This window comes from Flavimarina sp. Hel_I_48 (genome assembly GCF_000733945.1).
GTDB lineage: Bacteria > Bacteroidota > Bacteroidia > Flavobacteriales > Flavobacteriaceae > Leeuwenhoekiella.
Genome location: NZ_JPOL01000002.1, coordinates 2,050,242 through 2,067,135, shown reverse-complemented (window position 1 = coordinate 2,067,135; position 16,894 = coordinate 2,050,242). Strand labels below are relative to the sequence as shown.

Genomic DNA, 16,894 nt, shown 5'->3' with positions numbered 1-16,894 from the left:
AAAACCAATTCAGAAATAAGAAATAAAAAATTCAGGATAATCAAAGCATCCCGTGCTTCTCATGCGTTTCGGTAATCGCGCGTTCATTCTTTTCATCAATCCACGCCTGACCTTTACGCTTGCGCATAAAATTATCATAATGACGCATGATAAAAACGTTATACACCGCTTTCAAAAGATGTTTTGGTTTCCGCGGTAACGCGCGCAAGCTCATACTGAAACCTGGCGTGATATATTTCATGTAGTGCCAGTATCCTTCTGGCATATAAAGCGTCTCCCCATGTTTTAAATGGGTGATGAAGCCTTCTGCATTTTTGAGTACCGGGAATTTTGAATAGTCTGGTTCATCAAAATTGATATCTTCCCGGGTGATGAGCGAGTGCGGTACTTTATAAAGCTTTTCCGTCTGGTCTGGCGGAAACAGAATACATTGTTTTTCGCCATTAAAATGGAAATGTAAAATATTTGCCCAGTCTATATCGTGATGCATAAACACTTTACTGTTTTCCCCACCAAAAAATACCATGGGAATCTGCTTGAGCAGGTGCAGTCCTATTTTTGGAAATTTAAAATCTGCCTTCAATGAAGGTACATCTTTCATGATATTATAGAGAAAAATACGATAGTTGGTAGGTTCCCTATTGAGCAGATCTATATACTCGGCCATTTTCATCTTGGCGTGCGCCTGGTTAAAACCATCTTCATGCGTAACCGGGCGGTCATCGTACAGGGGAACCGTTTTGTCACCCGCGATCTCTTTAATATATTCTAGATTCCACTTTTCATACGCTGGCCAGTCATCAATAAGATTCTCTATAACCACAGGCTTTTGTGGCTTTAGATAATTGTTGACAAAGTCAGATTTAGTAATATTCTTAACCCTATGTATCTCGGTGAGCTTCAAATAAAAACATTTAAATTTAAGCTTTGGCCTTAGATTTTGCCTTGGCTTCTTCGTTACGCGGAATGTTATGCCCGGGGCGCGACCATTTAGGTTTCTCGCCCAGCGGTACATGTTTGGATTCCGCTGCTTCTACGGTTTGTGGTTGTTCTTTTTTCTCAAAGGCACGCTGCGGGTTCAAGCCCAGCAGTTTGAACATTTCCATATCTTCGTTCACATCGGGATTAGGTGTGGTTAGCAACTTATCCCCCGCAAAAATGGAATTTGCCCCGGCAAAAAAGCACATCGCCTGCCCTTCCCTACTCATTTGGGTACGGCCAGCACTTAGTCGCACCTGGGTCTCCGGCATTACAATACGCGTGGTGGCTACCATACGCACCATTTCCCAGATGGAAATAGGTTCTATTTCTTCCATGGGTGTTCCGGGAACGGCTACCAAAGCATTAATGGGAACACTCTCTGGCTGCGGACTCAAAGTAGCGAGCGCCACGAGCATACCTGCACGGTCTTCCAGTTTTTCACCCATACCAATGATACCGCCACTGCACACGGTAACATTGGTTTTGCGCACATTGCCTATCGTATCCAGGCGATCCTGAAAGGCACGTGTGGAAATCACATCTTTATAATAGTCTTCTGAAGTATCCAGATTATGGTTATAGGCGTAAAGACCAGCTTCGGCAAGGCGCTGTGCCTGGTTTTCGGTGATCATGCCCAGGGTACAGCAAACCTCCATATCCAGTTTGTTGATCGTGCGCACCATCTCGAGTACCTGATCAAATTCCTCTCCATCCTTAACATTACGCCAGGCAGCACCCATACATACCCGTGAACTACCGGCTGCTTTAGCACGTAAGGCCTGCGCTTTCACCTGCCGGACTCCCATAAGGTCATTTCCTTTGATATCTGTGTGGTAGCGTGCCGCTTGCGGGCAATACCCACAGTCTTCTGGGCAGCCACCGGTCTTAATAGAAAGTAAGGTAGAAACCTGTACAGTATTGGGATCGTGATGCTTACGATGTACAGTGGCCGCCTCGTAAAGCAACTCCATCAAGGGTTTGTTGTAAATTTCCAGGATTTCCTCCCGACTCCAGTCGTGTCTCATAGCAAAGAATTGGTAGTTCAAAAATACTAAATATGTTGTTTATAACCCTGCCCAAAGCTAAGCTTTACGCAATAAAATACTTACGGCATTGCCACCAAAACCAACGGCATTCACTAAAACCGTATCTAATTTTTTGAATTTTGCCTGCGGCGAAACAAAGGGAACATCCACAAATTGTTGTGTTTGCAACATGTAAATGGCCAGGTCTAAACTCAGCAAACCGCTAGCGCCAAACGTGTGCCCTATTTTCCATTTATTGGTAGTTAATAACGGCATATTTTCTCCAAAAATGGCATTAATCGCTTTGAATTCGCTCGAATCTCCTAACATCGTTCCCGGTGCGTGCATCACAACCGCATCAATGGAAGGAGAATCTGCATCTGCAATGGCCATTTGCATTGATTTTTGAAAACATTCCGCTTCTGCGGAAATAGATACTGCGTGTTTTAATTTTTCGGTAGCATAACCTACGCCCGCTACATAAGCCAGTGCATTTGGCATTTCCCCTATTTCTAAACATACCGAAGCTGAACCTTCGCCAAGAACCATGGTATTTTCGGTTTTTTTAAGATCAAACGCGAGACATGGGAAATTACTATTTGCAGAGGCGCGACTGTATGTTTTCATGGCCTGCATCTGCGCGATAGTAAACGGGGTAAGCGCGGCTTCGCTACCGCCTACCAGAAATTTGTCGCACATTCCCGCTTGCAACCAGGCTACACCATTGAGCAGTGCGTGTAAAGCCGTAGAACAGGTAATGGAATGGGAAATATCAGGTCCATTATTTTGCAGATCCTGCGCTACCCAGGAGGAAATGTTGCCCAGCGTGGTGGTGGGCGATGCTAAAGTGCTGCTTTTATCCTCTTTTAAAAAGTCTGAATAATACTGTTCAAATAATTGGGTGGCGCCTCGCGACGAACCAATGTTGATCCCAAAATCCGCTCCTTTTTGCCAACCTGCCTGCGCCACGGTCTCCCTTGCCGTGTACATCGCGTAGAGCACGCTGGGATCTAAGGATTGATAATTTCGGGTCGAATTTTGAAGGTTTTTAACCGCTTTTTGAAGGTTTTCAGGCAATTTTCCCACCCAGGTATTAAGTTTTCTGTCAAAAGTAAGGTTGTGCCTGGCTTCAGCAAATTCGGCTTGATCAGTTCCCATCGAAGAAATAGCGGAACGTCCCGTAATGGCAATGGGTTGTTTCAATTTTAATGTAATTTAAATACAAAAATAAGGTTTATATAAAAGGTGAAGAGCGAAGGGAAATTTAAAGAATAAAAGAAAATCTAGAACGCTTCCAGTACTTTTCTAAGCACGGCATAGATTTTCTGCATTTGTGCTTTTGTGGTCACATAAGGGGCCAAAATATAGATAGTTTCCCCCAGTGGACGCAGGAAAACGCCTTCTTCCATACAGAAATTAAAAATTTTATAGCGTAGATCGCCATAACGTTCCATTGCGATATTGAGGTCAAGTGCAAAAATAACCCCTTGTTGCCGTATGGATTGCACTTTTGGATGATTTTTGATCTCCAATGCAAATTCGCGGTGCCACGCTTCAATAGCTTTAATATTTTGCTGAATTTCTTCTGACTGCAGCAATTCTATACCTGCAAGTGCTACGGCACAGGCAATGGGATTTCCTGAATAGGTGTGCGCATGAAAAAGCCCCTTGCCTATGTCGTCATCATAAAAGGCATCAAAAATCTGTTGCGTGCAGGTCGTGATTCCCATGGGTACCATTCCGGCGGTAAGCGCTTTGGAAAGGCAGATCACGTCAGGTTTTATAGCAATAAAGTCTGAGGCAAAATAGCTTCCGGTCTTACCAAAACCGGTCATCACCTCATCAGCAACGGTGATAATTTCCAGTTCTTTACATTTTTGCAGAATCCCTTCTACATGTTCGGCTTTATACATTTTCATCCCGGCAGCGCCCTGCACCAAAGGTTCGTAGATAAACCCCGCCAGCGGACTATCCTTGTGAAAATCCTCAATTTGCTGTAGGATTTCGGCTTCATTTTCGCCGTTAGGCAACGGGATGCGCTTCACATCAATGAAAAACGCTTCAAAAGGCCCGTTATAGACCGATAACCCGCTAACGGACATCGCCCCCAGCGTATCCCCATGAAAACCGTTTTCAAAAGCAAGCATGGTTTTGCGCTGGTTACCAGTATTGTGATGGTACTGCAACGCCATTTTAATACCTATTTCGGTTGCGGTAGATCCATTGTCATTAAACATCAATTTCGCCTGATTATCAGGTAAAATAGCCATTAATTTTTCGGAAAGCTCCACCGCTGGTTCATGCGTAAAACCACTGAAAATAATCTGATCCAGCTGCTGCATCTGCTTGTGCGCGCGCTCAATGATAAAATCATTGCAATGCCCGTACATGGCGGTATACCACGAAGAAACCGCGTCTATATATTCTTTGCCATTTTCATCATAAAGAAGTGCACCTTTTGCTTTTACAATGGGCATCGCATAGGGGTGCAATTTATGCTGTGTAAGCGGGTGCCAGATGTGTTTGCCGTCGCGTTCCTTAAGGGTCATACTTTAATATTTTTATTGGTATTGGTATTGTTATTTTCCGCCTTGCCGAAATTGCATTGCAAGTATAAATTGAGACTAAAAAGGGAATTCCCCTTTCGGGGGTTAAGGGGCAAATTGTTTCCGTAAAAGCCCCGCATATTTCTGAACAACCTCTTTATCAAAATATGCTTCTTCATCGATACGTCCCAGGATATTCACACCGCTCATTTTAGCAATAATACTTTCGGTGGATTTGTGTTCTGCCCCGCTAAATAGAATTCCAAAAACAGCCTTACCGCTCTGCTTCAATTTCTCGATCGTCAATAATGTATGGTTAATGCTGCCTAGATAATGACGGGAAACCACGATTACTTTATAGTCGGGTTTTATGAGATCCAGAATGGTTTCGGTGTCGCTTATGGGAACCAGAAGTCCGCCAGCGCCTTCTATGACAAGATTATTATCAGGTTGTGGCGCTTTTAATTCCGTGGAAATAATTTTTACCCCGTCTATTTCCGCGGAAGCATGCGGACTCATAGGTGTCTTGAGCTTAAAAGCGCTGGGGTGAAAAACCGTCTTCTCATTGGAAATCAATGCCTTTACCTTATGGGTGTCAGAATTTTCAAGATCCCCGGCCTGTATGGGTTTCCAGTAATCTGCCTGGAGCGCTTCTGTAATGATTGCCGAAGCCACGGTTTTGCCTACTTCCGTAGAAATACCGGTGACGAAAAAGGTTTGTTTTTGCATAAGACAAAGTTACAAATCCCACCCTCGATCCCTTCCCAAGGAAGGGAAGTTATTTAAGGGATTTTTCCAGTAACTGCAACACTTCCACAATCTCTGCTTGTGAATTATAGCTGTGCAGGCAAAAGCGCAGGCGTTCTTTTCCCTCCGGCACCGTGGGAGAAAGGATCGATTTTACCTCAAAACCAGCCAATTTCAAGGTATTTTCGACCGATTTTACCTGCTTATTCCCAGGAATAAGCACCGATTTTATTGCCGATTTTCCCGGTATAAATACCGATTTTAAGTCTAAATCGGCTATTTTTTCATCAAAAAACCGAATATTTTCTGCGAGTTGGTGGGCCGCTTTATTTTCGGTGTTTACCAGTTCTTCGTAAGCTGCAATAATCGTGGCCACGCCATGCGGCGGCAGCCCGGTGGTATAAATAAAACTTCGTGCAAAATTGACCAGATAGCTTTTCAAATCGGTATCTCCCAGAACGGCCGAGCCGTGACAGCCCATCGCTTTACCATAAGTCACCAGCCTTGCAAAAACTCGGTGCCCGAGAGCCAATTTATCTATTAGACCTGTCCCGAAAACGCCGAGGGCATGTGCTTCATCTATAACTAGTTTCGCGCTATTCGCCGAACAGATCTCTGCCATTTTTTGCAGCTGTGGAGTATCGCCATCCATAGAGAAGACCGATTCGGTTACCACATAAATAACTCCGTCTTTATCCAATTTTTTAGACCAGGTAATCAGTTTTTTCTCCAGATCCTCCAGGTCATTATGCTTGAATTTATACGTTTTTGCAAGGCTCATCTGCATGCCATCGCGAATGCTGGCATGAATTAGTTCATCATATAAAATAATATCGCCACGCTGGGGAACGCTGCTGAAAAAACCCACATTGGCATCATAACCTGAATTGAAGATCAGGGCCGCTTCGACTTTATGGGTTTGTGCTATGAAATTTTCCGCAATTTGATAGATTTTATGGTTTCCCGAAAGTAAACGCGAACCTGTAGCGCCATTATGTTGTAAATCATATTCTTTTAAAATTTCGCTGGCACGCGAAAAAATGGCTTTGTTCTTAGAAAAACCCAGGTAATCGTTTGAAGAAAAATCAACCAAAACTTCACTTTTGACCGAAGAAGGGAGCGTACGTAGCGTGCGTTCTCCTTTACGGGTATTCAGTTTATTTTGAAGTTTTTTTGGTAGCATACGTACAAAGATACGTCCTCCCCCAACTCCTCCCAAGGATGGGAGTACTCAAACTTTTTCAATTTTCTTAGCACAACCATATTATAGATGATTTTTAAAATTCTCAAATTAAATTCTTTTAAAATTATTGTTTTTCAATAATTAAATTATATTTGTTATCGTAAAACGATAATATTAAGATTATGAAAACTAAAAATGTATTCCTTGTTCTGGTTGTTGCTGTATTAGTGATTTTTGCAATAATGGCTTTCTTTGCAGACAAAATTAGTATTGGTGTAACGCACTATTGAGATTATGAGACTTAACAAGATTTTTAAACTACTTATTGATGTAGCATTTTACTTAATGGTTCCCATCGTTTTGTTTTTCCCGGGAACTATTTTGTATATCCTAATTTTTCCAGGGCAGACCGTAATTAATGTGAATGTTCCATTCATGGAAAATGGATTTGGCTTTAAGGCTTTCTTTTTTATGCTCGTGTTTTTTGCGTTGTTTCTGTTGTTTTTTTTAGGTTTCTATCAGCTTAGAAAATTTGCCGCGCAGCTTTTGAAGCAAAGGTTATTCTCTAAAGAAGTGATCTCAAGTACTCAGAAAGCCGGTCAATATTTTACCATTTGTGGGATTGGATCCCTGGTTTTTATAGCTATGAACGCCTTATTTACTAACCATGGAAAATTCAGTGTTACCTTTGGTATATCCAATTTCAGTTTGCTCTTATTTTTGAGTATTGTGGGGGTGCTGTTTTTGCTTCTTAGCGATGCATTTAAAAAAGCGCTTGTACTAAAGGAAGAAAACGAGTTAACCGTATAACCATGCCCATCATTATCAACTTGGATCAGGTTTTAGCAGACCGAAACATGAAAAGTAAAGAGCTTGCTGAAATTATTGGCATTACCGAAGCAAATCTTTCCATCTTAAAGTCGGGTAAGGCAAAAGCCGTTCGGTTTTCTACGCTTGAAGCTATATGCAAAGCGCTTGATTGTCAGCCAGGCGCTATTTTGGCGTATGCCGAAGAACAATAACTTCCTCATTGCGGCATCCTTAGCATGTTCTTCCTTAAATTTACGTGTAACCCAGGCCAAAGTATAAACCAATTCACGCGTATGAAAACACTTTTAAAAGTATTGATCCCATTTATTATTATTTCCTCCCAGTTTTTGCAAGCACAGGAATTAACGGGGGAATGGACTGGTAACCTTGAACTTCCAGGCGTGAAATATCCTCTGGTTCTTACGATAACACAAACTGATAGCGGCTACACCTCCACATTGAAAAGCCCTAAACAGAGTCCGCAGACTTTACCTGTTGGGGAAACCCGTTTTGTAAACGATTCACTCTATTTTTCGATAAGCCAATTCCAGATAAAGTTTGTCGGTAAGCTCAAAAATGAAAGCATCACGGGACAATTTACCCAAATGGGAAACTCGTTTCCCCTCACCCTTCAGCACAAAAAATACGAGGAAGAAAAAATCGCAAAACGTCCCCAGGATCCCTCAGGCTCGCCGTCCTACAAAGCGGAGGATGTTTATTTTAAGAATGCCACGGCAGATAACATCCAACTTGCAGGTACCCTTACTTTACCTGATGATATGAAAAATCCGCCGGTCGCCGTACTTATTTCGGGTTCTGGAGGTCAAAATCGAGATGAAGAATTAAGAGAATTTAATCACCGGCCTTTTCTTGTACTTGCAGATCACCTTACCCGCAAGGGTATCGCGGTATTGCGCTTTGATGATCGCGGTGTAGGCGAGTCACAAGGAAGCCAGCAAAATGCCAACTCGGCAGATTTTGCGAGCGATGTGGAGGCCGCGGTAAACTATCTCAAAACGCGCACTGATGTTGATACTTCAAAAATAGGATTCGTAGGCCATAGCGAGGGCGCACTTATCGCTAATCTTGTCATCACAAACCCTAAAAACAACATTGCTTTTTTCGTTTCGCTTGCAGGAAGCGCGATCTCTGGTGGAGATGTGCTTGCTTCTCAAGCTAAAAAAATGGCAGATCTTAATGGCGTAGATTCAACTATGTCCTCTAATAACATGAAAATTTTAAAAAGAATATATGATCACATCGCTACGGCAAATGATACCGTAGGCATGAATACAGCGCTAAAAAACATCCTTGCCGAAGAACTTCAAGATGCCCCGGAAGATGTAAAAAAAGTGTTCCAATCCAAAATACTTACGGAAACTAAAAACCTGTTTAAGAATTCATGGTTGCTGTATTTTATAAAGACAAATCCCGCTGATTATATAGAACAGATCACCATTCCGACGCTCGTTCTCAATGGTGAAAAAGATGTACAGGTACTGCCAGAATTAAACCTTCCCGCTTATGAAAAAGCCCTGGCAAGAGGAGGGAATAAAGATTATACGGTAAAGGAGCTTTCAGGTCTTAACCACCTGTTTCAGACTGCAACTACAGGAAATCTGAGTGAATACGGCGAGATTGAAGAAACCTTTTCACCAGTGGCATTAGAACTTATTGCGTCCTGGATCAATCAGCGTTTCTAGGTACTCCTCATTTTTTATTGTTATATTCATTCTTCCATAATTTTAAATTAACCATGAGATTCCTTTTTCTACTTTTACTATTCGCGCTTAGCGCGAATGCACAGACCAATACGTATACTATTTCCTTTGACAATGCCGTGCACCATGAAGCGGTAATCAAACAAAGCTTTCCAGATATAAAAACAAAGACGATTACCGCGCGCATGAGCAGGTCATCGCCCGGGCGCTATGCGCTTCATGAATTTGCTAAAAACGTTTACAATGTTGTGGCGACAGACAGCAAGGGCGACACGCTGCCCATCACACGGCCCGATCCCTATTCCTGGGAGATTACGAACCATGATGATACCGTAAACCTGGAATATACCTTGTTTGCAAATCGTGGGGACGGCACTTATTCCCAGATAGACCTTACCCATGCCCATCTTAACATTCCAGCGACTTTTATGTATGTTGATGCGTTGGAAAACCGCCCCATTGAAGTAGATTTTCAGGTTCGTACAGATTTAAACTGGAAAGTGGCAACGCAACTGAAACCCCTTTCTGAAACAACCTTTTACGCACCAGATCTCTATTATTTTATGGACAGTCCTACGGAAATTAGCGACTATAAAATGAAGGAATTTGACCTTGACGGACAAAAAATTCGCTATGCCCTGCACGATCCCGGTTCACAAGCAGATTTTGATACCTATTTTGAAAAAGTCAAAGCTATCGTAGAACAGGAGAAAGCAGTTTATGGTGAATTGCCAGCATATGATTATGGAACGTACACGTTTCTCGCCTGTTATGTGCCCAATGCTTCCGGAGATGGTATGGAGCACCGCAACAGTACCATTCTCACAGATTCTGAGCCGCTTGCCGACGGCGGGATGGAAAACAACATAGGTACCGTTTCCCATGAATATTTCCACAGTTGGAATGTGGAACGCATCCGCCCCGCGGGATTAGAACCTTTTGATTTTTCCAAAGTCAACATGAGCGAATCTCTTTGGTTTGCCGAAGGATTTACCAGCTATTACACTAATTTAATTTTGGCACGTGCTGGTATTATAACACCCGAAGCATATATAAAAAGCCTAAACGGAACCTTCAATTATGTTTGGAATTCACCGGCGCACCAGTTTTTCAATCCCATTGAAATGAGCGAGCAGGCACCCTTTGTAGATGCGGCAACCGCGGTAGACCCAGTAAACCGGGAGAATACGTTTATTTCCTACTATTCCTACGGAAGCATTTTAGGCCTTGCGCTTGATCTACAATTGCGTCAAAAAGATCTCAATCTGGATGGTTTTATGCAAAAAATGTGGCAAAAATTCGGGAAATCTGAAGTTTCCTATACCGTTGAAGATATTGAAAATACGCTTAGCGCTTATGCAGGAGTTCCTTTTGCAACTGCTTTTTTTGACCAGTATATCTATAAAAGTGAGATGCCAGATTATAAAGGACTACTTAATTCTGTAGGCCTGACTATTAGTCAAGATGATCAAAAACCATATTTGGGCGCATCCTTTGCAGGAAGCGAAAAAGGACTTGAAATTACACGAAATGTATCTCAGAATACACCTGTTTACAATGCAAATCTGGATACGGGAGATATCCTTACGGCAATAGATGGCGCGACGATAACAACCACAGATGCACTCGATACATTATTAGCATCTAAAAACGTGGGAGATAAACTTCAGGTAAAATACTTGAGATTCGGCAAAGAGCACACTGCCGAAATTATCTTAACTTCTAATCCTACCTATACCATTGCAATAGATAATGAAGCCGCTAAGAAAGTGGTAAAAAACAGGGAAAAATGGTTGCAACACAGGTGAAATCACTCGGTAATTAATATTTTTTTTAACATGATTTAGTTTGATTTAAACCTTATGGATGAACATTTTACATACAAATATGACGACTTATTCAATCCTTTAATCCAAGCACTTAAAAACTTAGGAGACTCTGCCTCAATTAGTGAAATGGAAGAAGAAGTAGCTCAAATACTCAACTTGAGTGAGGATTCTATTAATGAGATTCACAGAGAAAGCACCACAAAGCTGGCATACCGATTAGCTTGGGCTAGAAACTATTTGAAGAGATATGAAATTTTAGAAAACTCATCTCGCGGAATATGGGCGCTAACAGAAAAAGGTCAAAAAACAAGAGATGTTAATCAGGAAAAAGTTAAACGAACAGTTGTAAAACTTGATAAAGCAGAGCGTGGTAAAAAAACTTCCAAAAAAGAAGAGCCACAAATAGAAAACATTACAGAAGAACTTGAAGATTTCAGTTGGCAAGAAAAACTAATTCAAACCATTAGAAAAATTGATCCTGACCAATTCGAAAGATTATGTCAGAGATTATTGAGAGAATTAGGATTTGTCAACGTAGAAGTTACCGGAAGAGCTAATGATGGAGGGATTGATGGAAAAGGTATTTTCAAAATTGGAAGTGTGTTATCTTTTCATGTAGTTTTTCAAGCAAAAAGATATAAAGGCTCCGTATCATCATCCACAATTAGGGATTTTAGAGGTGCTATGAGTGGCAGGGCGGATAAAGGACTAATTTTAACTACAGGCAGTTTTACGCGGGAAGCAAAAAAAGAAGCGACCAGAGACGGAGCAACTCCTATTGATCTAATAGATGGGAATGAATTTGCTGAAAAACTTAAAGAATTACATTTAGGAATAACCATTGAAATGGTGGAGGAAGTGAAAATAAAACCGGAATTCTTCAAGAATATCTAGTTTTTCAGTATAAAAAAGATATTGTATTCAAATTAATAACCCCTCCGCCTTTGGCTCCTACCCTTTTTTAAGGTGAGAATCTTTAAGCTTTCTTCTAAAAGGAATTTATAGAAAATAAACAAAAAAAGACCTCACAGGTTTCAAAAACCTGTGAGGTCTAAAAATTTTTCAATTCTCCCCTTTGCGGGCTAGTGGGATTTAATCGGCTAGAAGAATGACTTTATTGTCTTTGGCTTCTAATGTCCCTGAGTTGATCTGCAGCGTGTATTCATTAGCTTCTTTACCTGCTTTAAAATGCTTTTTAGCCTTTTCACCTATAGTGGCACCTTTTATCTTTACGCTCCCCTTTTCTAAAAGGGAAACTATGGGTGCGTGGTTATCAAGCATTTGAAAATCGCCATCAATACCCGGTACGGTTACTGATGAGGCTTCACCTACATATAATGTTGCTTCTGGGCTTACTATTTCTAAGTGCATAAAATAAATTCTTTATCATTTCCGCTATAGCGGAAAACTATTCAAATCAATAGTTTGTAATTTATGCTTCAGCAAGCATTTTATCACCAGCTTCAATCGCATCTTCAATGGTACCTTTAAGGTTAAAGGCCGCTTCCGGAAGATGGTCAAGTTCGCCATCAAGGATCATATTGAATCCTTTAATGGTATCCTTGATATCCACAAGTGTTCCCGGGATACCGGTAAACTGCTCTGCTACGTGGAAGGGCTGAGAAAGGAAACGCTGTACGCGACGTGCGCGGGATACAACCAGTTTATCTTCTTCAGAAAGCTCTTCCATACCAAGAATCGCAATGATATCCTGTAATTCTTTATATTTCTGTAAAATCATCTTAACGCGCTGTGCACAGTTGTAGTGCTCATCACCCAGAATCTGTGCAGACATAATCCTGGACGTTGATTCTAGTGGATCTACCGCTGGATAGATACCAAGTTCTGAAATTTTACGGGAAAGTGACGTTGTTGCATCCAGGTGGGCAAACGTTGTTGCCGGTGCTGGATCGGTAAGGTCATCTGCAGGTACATAAACCGCCTGTACCGAAGTAATAGAACCTCTTTTAGTTGAAGTAATACGTTCTTGCATCGCTCCCATCTCAGTAGCCAGAGTAGGTTGGTAACCCACCGCAGAAGGCATACGACCCAAAAGTGCAGAAATCTCTGAACCAGCCTGTGTAAAGCGGAAGATATTGTCAACAAAGAAAAGTACATCTTTTCCTTGCGCTTCCCCTGCTCCATCACGGAAATATTCAGCAATCGTAAGACCAGAAAGTGCCACGCGCGCACGAGCCCCGGGAGGTTCGTTCATCTGTCCAAAAACGAAAGTCGCTTTTGACTCTTTCATCACTTTTTTATCAACTTTGCTTAGATCCCAGCCGCCTTCTTCCATAGAATGCATAAAGGCATCACCGTATTTTATAATTCCAGATTCAAGCATTTCGCGAAGCAAATCGTTCCCTTCACGGGTACGCTCGCCCACACCAGCAAATACTGAAAGACCACCGTGGCCTTTAGCGATATTGTTGATGAGTTCCTGAATCAATACTGTTTTACCAACACCCGCACCGCCAAAAAGACCAATTTTACCACCTTTTGCATAAGGCTCAACAAGGTCAATTACTTTAATACCGGTAAAAAGAACCTCGGTAGATACAGAAAGGTTTTCAAAAGCAGGAGCCTCACGGTGTATGGGAAGACCGTCTTTTCCTGATTTAGGCAAGTTTCCTATACCGTCTATCGCATCGCCAATCACGTTGAACAAACGACCATATACTTCATCCCCTATGGGCATTTGTATAGGATTTCCGGTAGCTAGAACGGCAGTACCGCGGCTAAGGCCATCAGTAGAATCCATAGCGATCGTACGTACCACATTTTCCCCTACGTGAGATTGTACTTCAAGGACAAGGATAGAACCATCCTGTCTTGTTATTTCCAAAGAATCGTAAATTTTGGGAAGTGCATCGCCACTGGCGAATGAAACGTCTACAACCGGACCTATAATCTGCGCAACTTTACCTGTATCTTTTGACATGTGTAGTAGTTGATTTTTATTTAATTAACTATCTAAAAACCGCGTTTTTGCATTAAAATCACGTGGTTTTTTTCATCGTGCAAATATATATTTAAATTTTGAAATCAGGAAAAGAGTTTTGAATGAAAAATACCCCACCACTATTTACCCACAAGTTTCTGCACGAGAAGACTTAAGCCTTTATTCTGCATTCAAACAATTTTAAAAACCGGGCAAAAAATAGCAGGCACCGCTTAGGGTTTATTTTTATCTTCCTCGTCTTGCCTTTGTTCGTAACGTTCTACTTCGCGTAAAATACTGGGAAGAAAAAAGGGCGCTATGGGCTCTATATAAGGATAAATAACAGATTCTGAAGTAACCTCTGGGTCTAAAACAAGATTTTTAGTATGCAGGGAGGTCATAAACATTAAAAGTACGCTTAAAATAAACGCAGTCTTCAAAATACCAAAAAGCGACCCCGCAATCCTGTTGATCATGCCCAGCAGGACAAGCTTGGCAAGTTGGGTAAGTAAACGTGCCAAAACGGAAACCGCTATGACAACGATTAAAAAAGTGACCGCAAAAGCAACCAGGTTCAATGTATCGCCATCCCATTCTGTCCTGCTTTGCAGAAAATCTGCCGCATAATACGAGAAGTGAGCCGCTGCATATATACCAGCTACAAGCCCTATCAAAGAGGCCAGCTCTATAAAAAGCCCGTTTTTGAGTCCGCGGAAAAGTCCCAGAAGCAACAAAACCGCGAGAATAATATCCATATAGTTCATTGTGATAAATATACTAATTTCCCGCAAAGGGTTGCTATATTTGTAGCATGGTACGTGATGAACTTTTAAAACAGCGCTGGGAAGAACTTGTAGAACTTATCTCCAATCGTTTTGCCGATGGCGAAAAGCTGGACCTTGACGCTATTATCTATCTTATAGGCCTACAGGAGCTGGGGCATTTTGACCGCAAGTTCAAAAAAGACGATAAACTTGACCTTATGCATATTGCCATTTGTCGCCTGCTGGAACCTTTTGGGTATTATGAATTTGACTTTCAGGATGAAGAAGGCTGGCCGCATTATAAGGTAATTGAGCAACTTCCCACTTTAAAAGCTGGCGAACAGACCGTGCTGATGAAAGAGGCCATCGTACAGTATTTTCTTGAAAAAGAATTGATAAAATAATCCTGGCCGTGTCGTTCTTTCCTTCCCAATTGATCAATTTTTTGGCAGAATTCCCAAACGATTCTGGACCTATATATAGAGAGACCGTTGCAGGGCGTTTTCCAGTTGAGCCTTTTAATACGCTGAGCAATCTTGTATTTCTGTTTATAGTCATCTATTTTAGCCTAAAAGTCTATAAATCGCCTAGTAAGCACCCTTTTTTGATCTGGGTCATACCTATAATAGGTATTGCCTATGTGGGCGGGACGGTGTACCACGCTACGCGTTCAGCAGAAATCTGGCTATTGATGGACTGGGTTCCCATTATGTTTCTCAGTCTTGCGGGAGTCGTTTATTTTATTATCAAGTGGACCGAAACCTGGTCGCAGCGCATACTGCTGGCAGCGATTATATTAGGTGCTTTCTTTGGATTACGCATGTTGCCACTGCATGTTTCGGTAAAAATAAGTTTTGGATATTTGGTTACCGCGCTGGCCATTGCCATTCCCATAATAGGGTATTTATATAAAACACACTGGTACAATGCAAAAGATGTCATCATTGCTTTTGCGATCTTTGGGTTGGCCGTTTTTTTCAGGACTATTGACAAGCATATGGACATAGCTCTTTTATGGATGGGCACGCACTGGCTGTGGCACAGCTTTGGCGGTCTTGCGGTTTTTTTCCTGATACGGTATATTTATAAGGACAATACGCGTGAAGCGACCGGGATTTCATAAATTTGAAGCCCAACTTTAGGAAAATATTCCTGCCAAATACGGATTAAAACCGGCCAAAAACAGTTGTTTTTAACCCGAAAATAGAATTTTTAGGGTACAAAATTCGGGTGATTTGAATTTTGAATTTATCAGTAACAGCACGAGCGCACTTGTGGAATTCAACAGGATCATGCGTGAGCGAAAACGAAGTTATGTTAGAAAAAATAAAGGAGAGTATCTCCGAAGCGGAAAACTTTCAGGCAAAAAGCATTGAAGAAGTTGAAGATTTCAGGATTAAATATCTGGGAAAAAAAGGATTGCTCAACACCTATTTTGCCGAATTCAAAAAAGTGCCAAACGATCAGAAAAAAGACTTTGGCCAGACTGTAAACCGCCTTAAGCAAGTGGCCCAGGAAAAAGTAGATGCTTTAAAAGAAGCACTCGCCATTAAGGAAGAAGCTTCGGTTTATGGTGACCTTACCCGTCCCGGCGAACCTATTGCCCTGGGCGCGCGCCATCCCATTTCTCAGGTAAAAAACCAGATTATTGAAATTTTCTCACGAATAGGTTTCAATGTTTCCGAAGGACCTGAAATCGAGGACGACTGGCACAACTTTACCGCGCTCAACCTGCCTGAGCATCACCCTGCGCGCGATATGCAGGACACCTTTTTTATACAGACTGATCCAGATGTGCTCCTGCGCACACATACCTCATCTGTACAGGTGCGCTATATGGAAAACAATACGCCGCCCATCAGGACGATTTCCCCGGGTCGCGTTTACCGTAATGAAGCAATTTCTGCACGTTCGCATTGCTTTTTTCACCAGGTTGAAGGTTTATATATAGACAAAGATGTTTCATTTGCAGACCTCAAGCAGACCTTGCAATATTTTACCCAGGCGCTTTTCGGGAAAAGTAAAATCCGTTTGCGACCTTCTTATTTCCCCTTTACTGAACCCAGCGCAGAAGTTGATGTTTACTGGGGCCTAGAGACAGAAACCGATTATAAAATGACCAAGGGCACGGGCTGGCTGGAAATTATGGGCTGCGGAATGGTAGATCCCAATGTGCTTGAAAATTGCGGGATTGATCCCAAAGAATATAGTGGTTTTGCCTTTGGTATGGGCATAGATCGCATTGCACTGCTATTGCACCAGATTTCAGATATACGTTTGCTCAGTGAAAATGACATTCGCTTTTTAAAACAATTTAAAAGCGTACTTTAAACCAACCTATTAGAAT

At 41.8% G+C, this 16,894-nt stretch carries 17 protein-coding genes; 8 read left to right on the top strand and 9 right to left on the bottom strand.

Translation table 11 applies throughout. The annotated features are described in order from the left end of the window. Window positions 1-40: 40 nt before the first annotated feature. The 6 genes from P162_RS09135 to P162_RS09110 form a co-directional block, all read right to left on the bottom strand. Entirely contained in the window at window positions 41-904 is an 864-nt protein-coding gene (locus P162_RS09135; protein WP_031427026.1) for a cupin-like domain-containing protein, read from the bottom strand. Window positions 905-920: 16 nt separating this feature from the next. Then, window positions 921-2,006, bottom strand: a complete 1,086-nt coding sequence (gene bioB, locus P162_RS09130; protein ID WP_031427024.1) for a biotin synthase BioB — start codon at window positions 2,004-2,006, stop codon at window positions 921-923. A gap of 57 nt (window positions 2,007-2,063) precedes the next feature. Then, the gene (locus P162_RS09125) at window positions 2,064-3,209 is read right to left on the bottom strand and encodes a beta-ketoacyl synthase N-terminal-like domain-containing protein (protein ID WP_031427022.1); all 1,146 of its coding nucleotides are present in this window, start codon (window positions 3,207-3,209) and stop codon (window positions 2,064-2,066) included. Between the two features lie 80 nt (window positions 3,210-3,289). Continuing rightward, window positions 3,290-4,555 (bottom strand): adenosylmethionine--8-amino-7-oxononanoate transaminase, encoded by a 1,266-nt coding sequence (bioA, locus tag P162_RS09120; protein ID WP_031427021.1) that lies wholly within the window; start codon window positions 4,553-4,555, stop codon window positions 3,290-3,292. Between the two features lie 102 nt (window positions 4,556-4,657). Beyond that, window positions 4,658-5,281 (bottom strand): dethiobiotin synthase, encoded by a 624-nt coding sequence (bioD, locus tag P162_RS09115; RefSeq protein ID WP_031427020.1) that lies wholly within the window; start codon window positions 5,279-5,281, stop codon window positions 4,658-4,660. A 49-nt stretch (window positions 5,282-5,330) separates the two neighbouring features. Continuing rightward, on the bottom strand, window positions 5,331-6,482 hold the full coding sequence (locus tag P162_RS09110; RefSeq protein WP_031427018.1) for an aminotransferase class I/II-fold pyridoxal phosphate-dependent enzyme: 1,152 nt from the start codon (window positions 6,480-6,482) through the stop codon (window positions 5,331-5,333). A gap of 294 nt (window positions 6,483-6,776) precedes the next feature. Here P162_RS09110 and P162_RS09105 point away from each other — a divergent pair, with 294 nt between their 5' ends. The 5 genes from P162_RS09105 (at window position 6,777) to P162_RS09085 (ending at window position 11,736) form a co-directional block, all read left to right on the top strand. Next, window positions 6,777-7,292, top strand: coding sequence for a DUF2975 domain-containing protein (locus P162_RS09105; protein WP_031427017.1), 516 nt, complete (start codon window positions 6,777-6,779; stop codon window positions 7,290-7,292). A 2-nt stretch (window positions 7,293-7,294) separates the two neighbouring features. Further along, a complete protein-coding gene (locus P162_RS09100; protein WP_031427016.1) occupies window positions 7,295-7,504 on the top strand; it encodes a helix-turn-helix domain-containing protein in 210 nt (69 codons plus the stop codon). 81 nt (window positions 7,505-7,585) lie between these two features. After that, window positions 7,586-8,995 (top strand): alpha/beta hydrolase family protein, encoded by a 1,410-nt coding sequence (locus P162_RS09095; RefSeq protein ID WP_031427015.1) that lies wholly within the window; start codon window positions 7,586-7,588, stop codon window positions 8,993-8,995. 53 nt (window positions 8,996-9,048) lie between these two features. Then, window positions 9,049-10,821, top strand: a complete 1,773-nt coding sequence (locus P162_RS09090; RefSeq protein ID WP_031427014.1) for a M61 family metallopeptidase — start codon at window positions 9,049-9,051, stop codon at window positions 10,819-10,821. Between the two features lie 54 nt (window positions 10,822-10,875). Next, on the top strand, window positions 10,876-11,736 hold the full coding sequence (locus P162_RS09085) for a restriction endonuclease (protein WP_031427012.1): 861 nt from the start codon (window positions 10,876-10,878) through the stop codon (window positions 11,734-11,736). Window positions 11,737-11,934: 198 nt separating this feature from the next. Here P162_RS09085 and P162_RS09080 read toward each other — a convergent pair whose 3' ends face one another. The 3 genes from P162_RS09080 to P162_RS09070 all read right to left on the bottom strand — a co-directional run bounded on the left by P162_RS09080 (window position 11,935) and on the right by P162_RS09070 (window position 14,538). Next, window positions 11,935-12,213 carry an ATP synthase subunit delta gene (locus P162_RS09080; protein ID WP_031427011.1) on the bottom strand — a complete coding sequence of 93 codons (279 nt, stop codon included), beginning with the start codon at window positions 12,211-12,213 and terminating at the stop codon, window positions 11,935-11,937. Window positions 12,214-12,274: 61 nt separating this feature from the next. Continuing rightward, complete coding sequence (gene atpD / locus P162_RS09075; protein WP_031427010.1) at window positions 12,275-13,783, bottom strand: F0F1 ATP synthase subunit beta; 1,509 nt, start codon at window positions 13,781-13,783, stop codon at window positions 12,275-12,277. A 233-nt stretch (window positions 13,784-14,016) separates the two neighbouring features. Continuing rightward, window positions 14,017-14,538 (bottom strand): CvpA family protein, encoded by a 522-nt coding sequence (locus tag P162_RS09070; RefSeq protein WP_241077751.1) that lies wholly within the window; start codon window positions 14,536-14,538, stop codon window positions 14,017-14,019. Between the two features lie 56 nt (window positions 14,539-14,594). Here P162_RS09070 and P162_RS09065 point away from each other — a divergent pair, with 56 nt between their 5' ends. The 3 genes from P162_RS09065 (at window position 14,595) to pheS (ending at window position 16,878) form a co-directional block, all read left to right on the top strand. Beyond that, window positions 14,595-14,951: a hypothetical protein gene (locus P162_RS09065; RefSeq protein WP_031427006.1), complete on the top strand. Its 357-nt coding sequence runs from the start codon at window positions 14,595-14,597 to the stop codon at window positions 14,949-14,951. 41 nt (window positions 14,952-14,992) lie between these two features. Next, a complete protein-coding gene (locus tag P162_RS09060) occupies window positions 14,993-15,670 on the top strand; it encodes a hypothetical protein (RefSeq protein ID WP_241077750.1) in 678 nt (225 codons plus the stop codon). A gap of 191 nt (window positions 15,671-15,861) precedes the next feature. Beyond that, complete coding sequence (pheS, locus tag P162_RS09055; protein WP_031427003.1) at window positions 15,862-16,878, top strand: phenylalanine--tRNA ligase subunit alpha; 1,017 nt, start codon at window positions 15,862-15,864, stop codon at window positions 16,876-16,878. Window positions 16,879-16,894 lie beyond the last annotated feature (16 nt).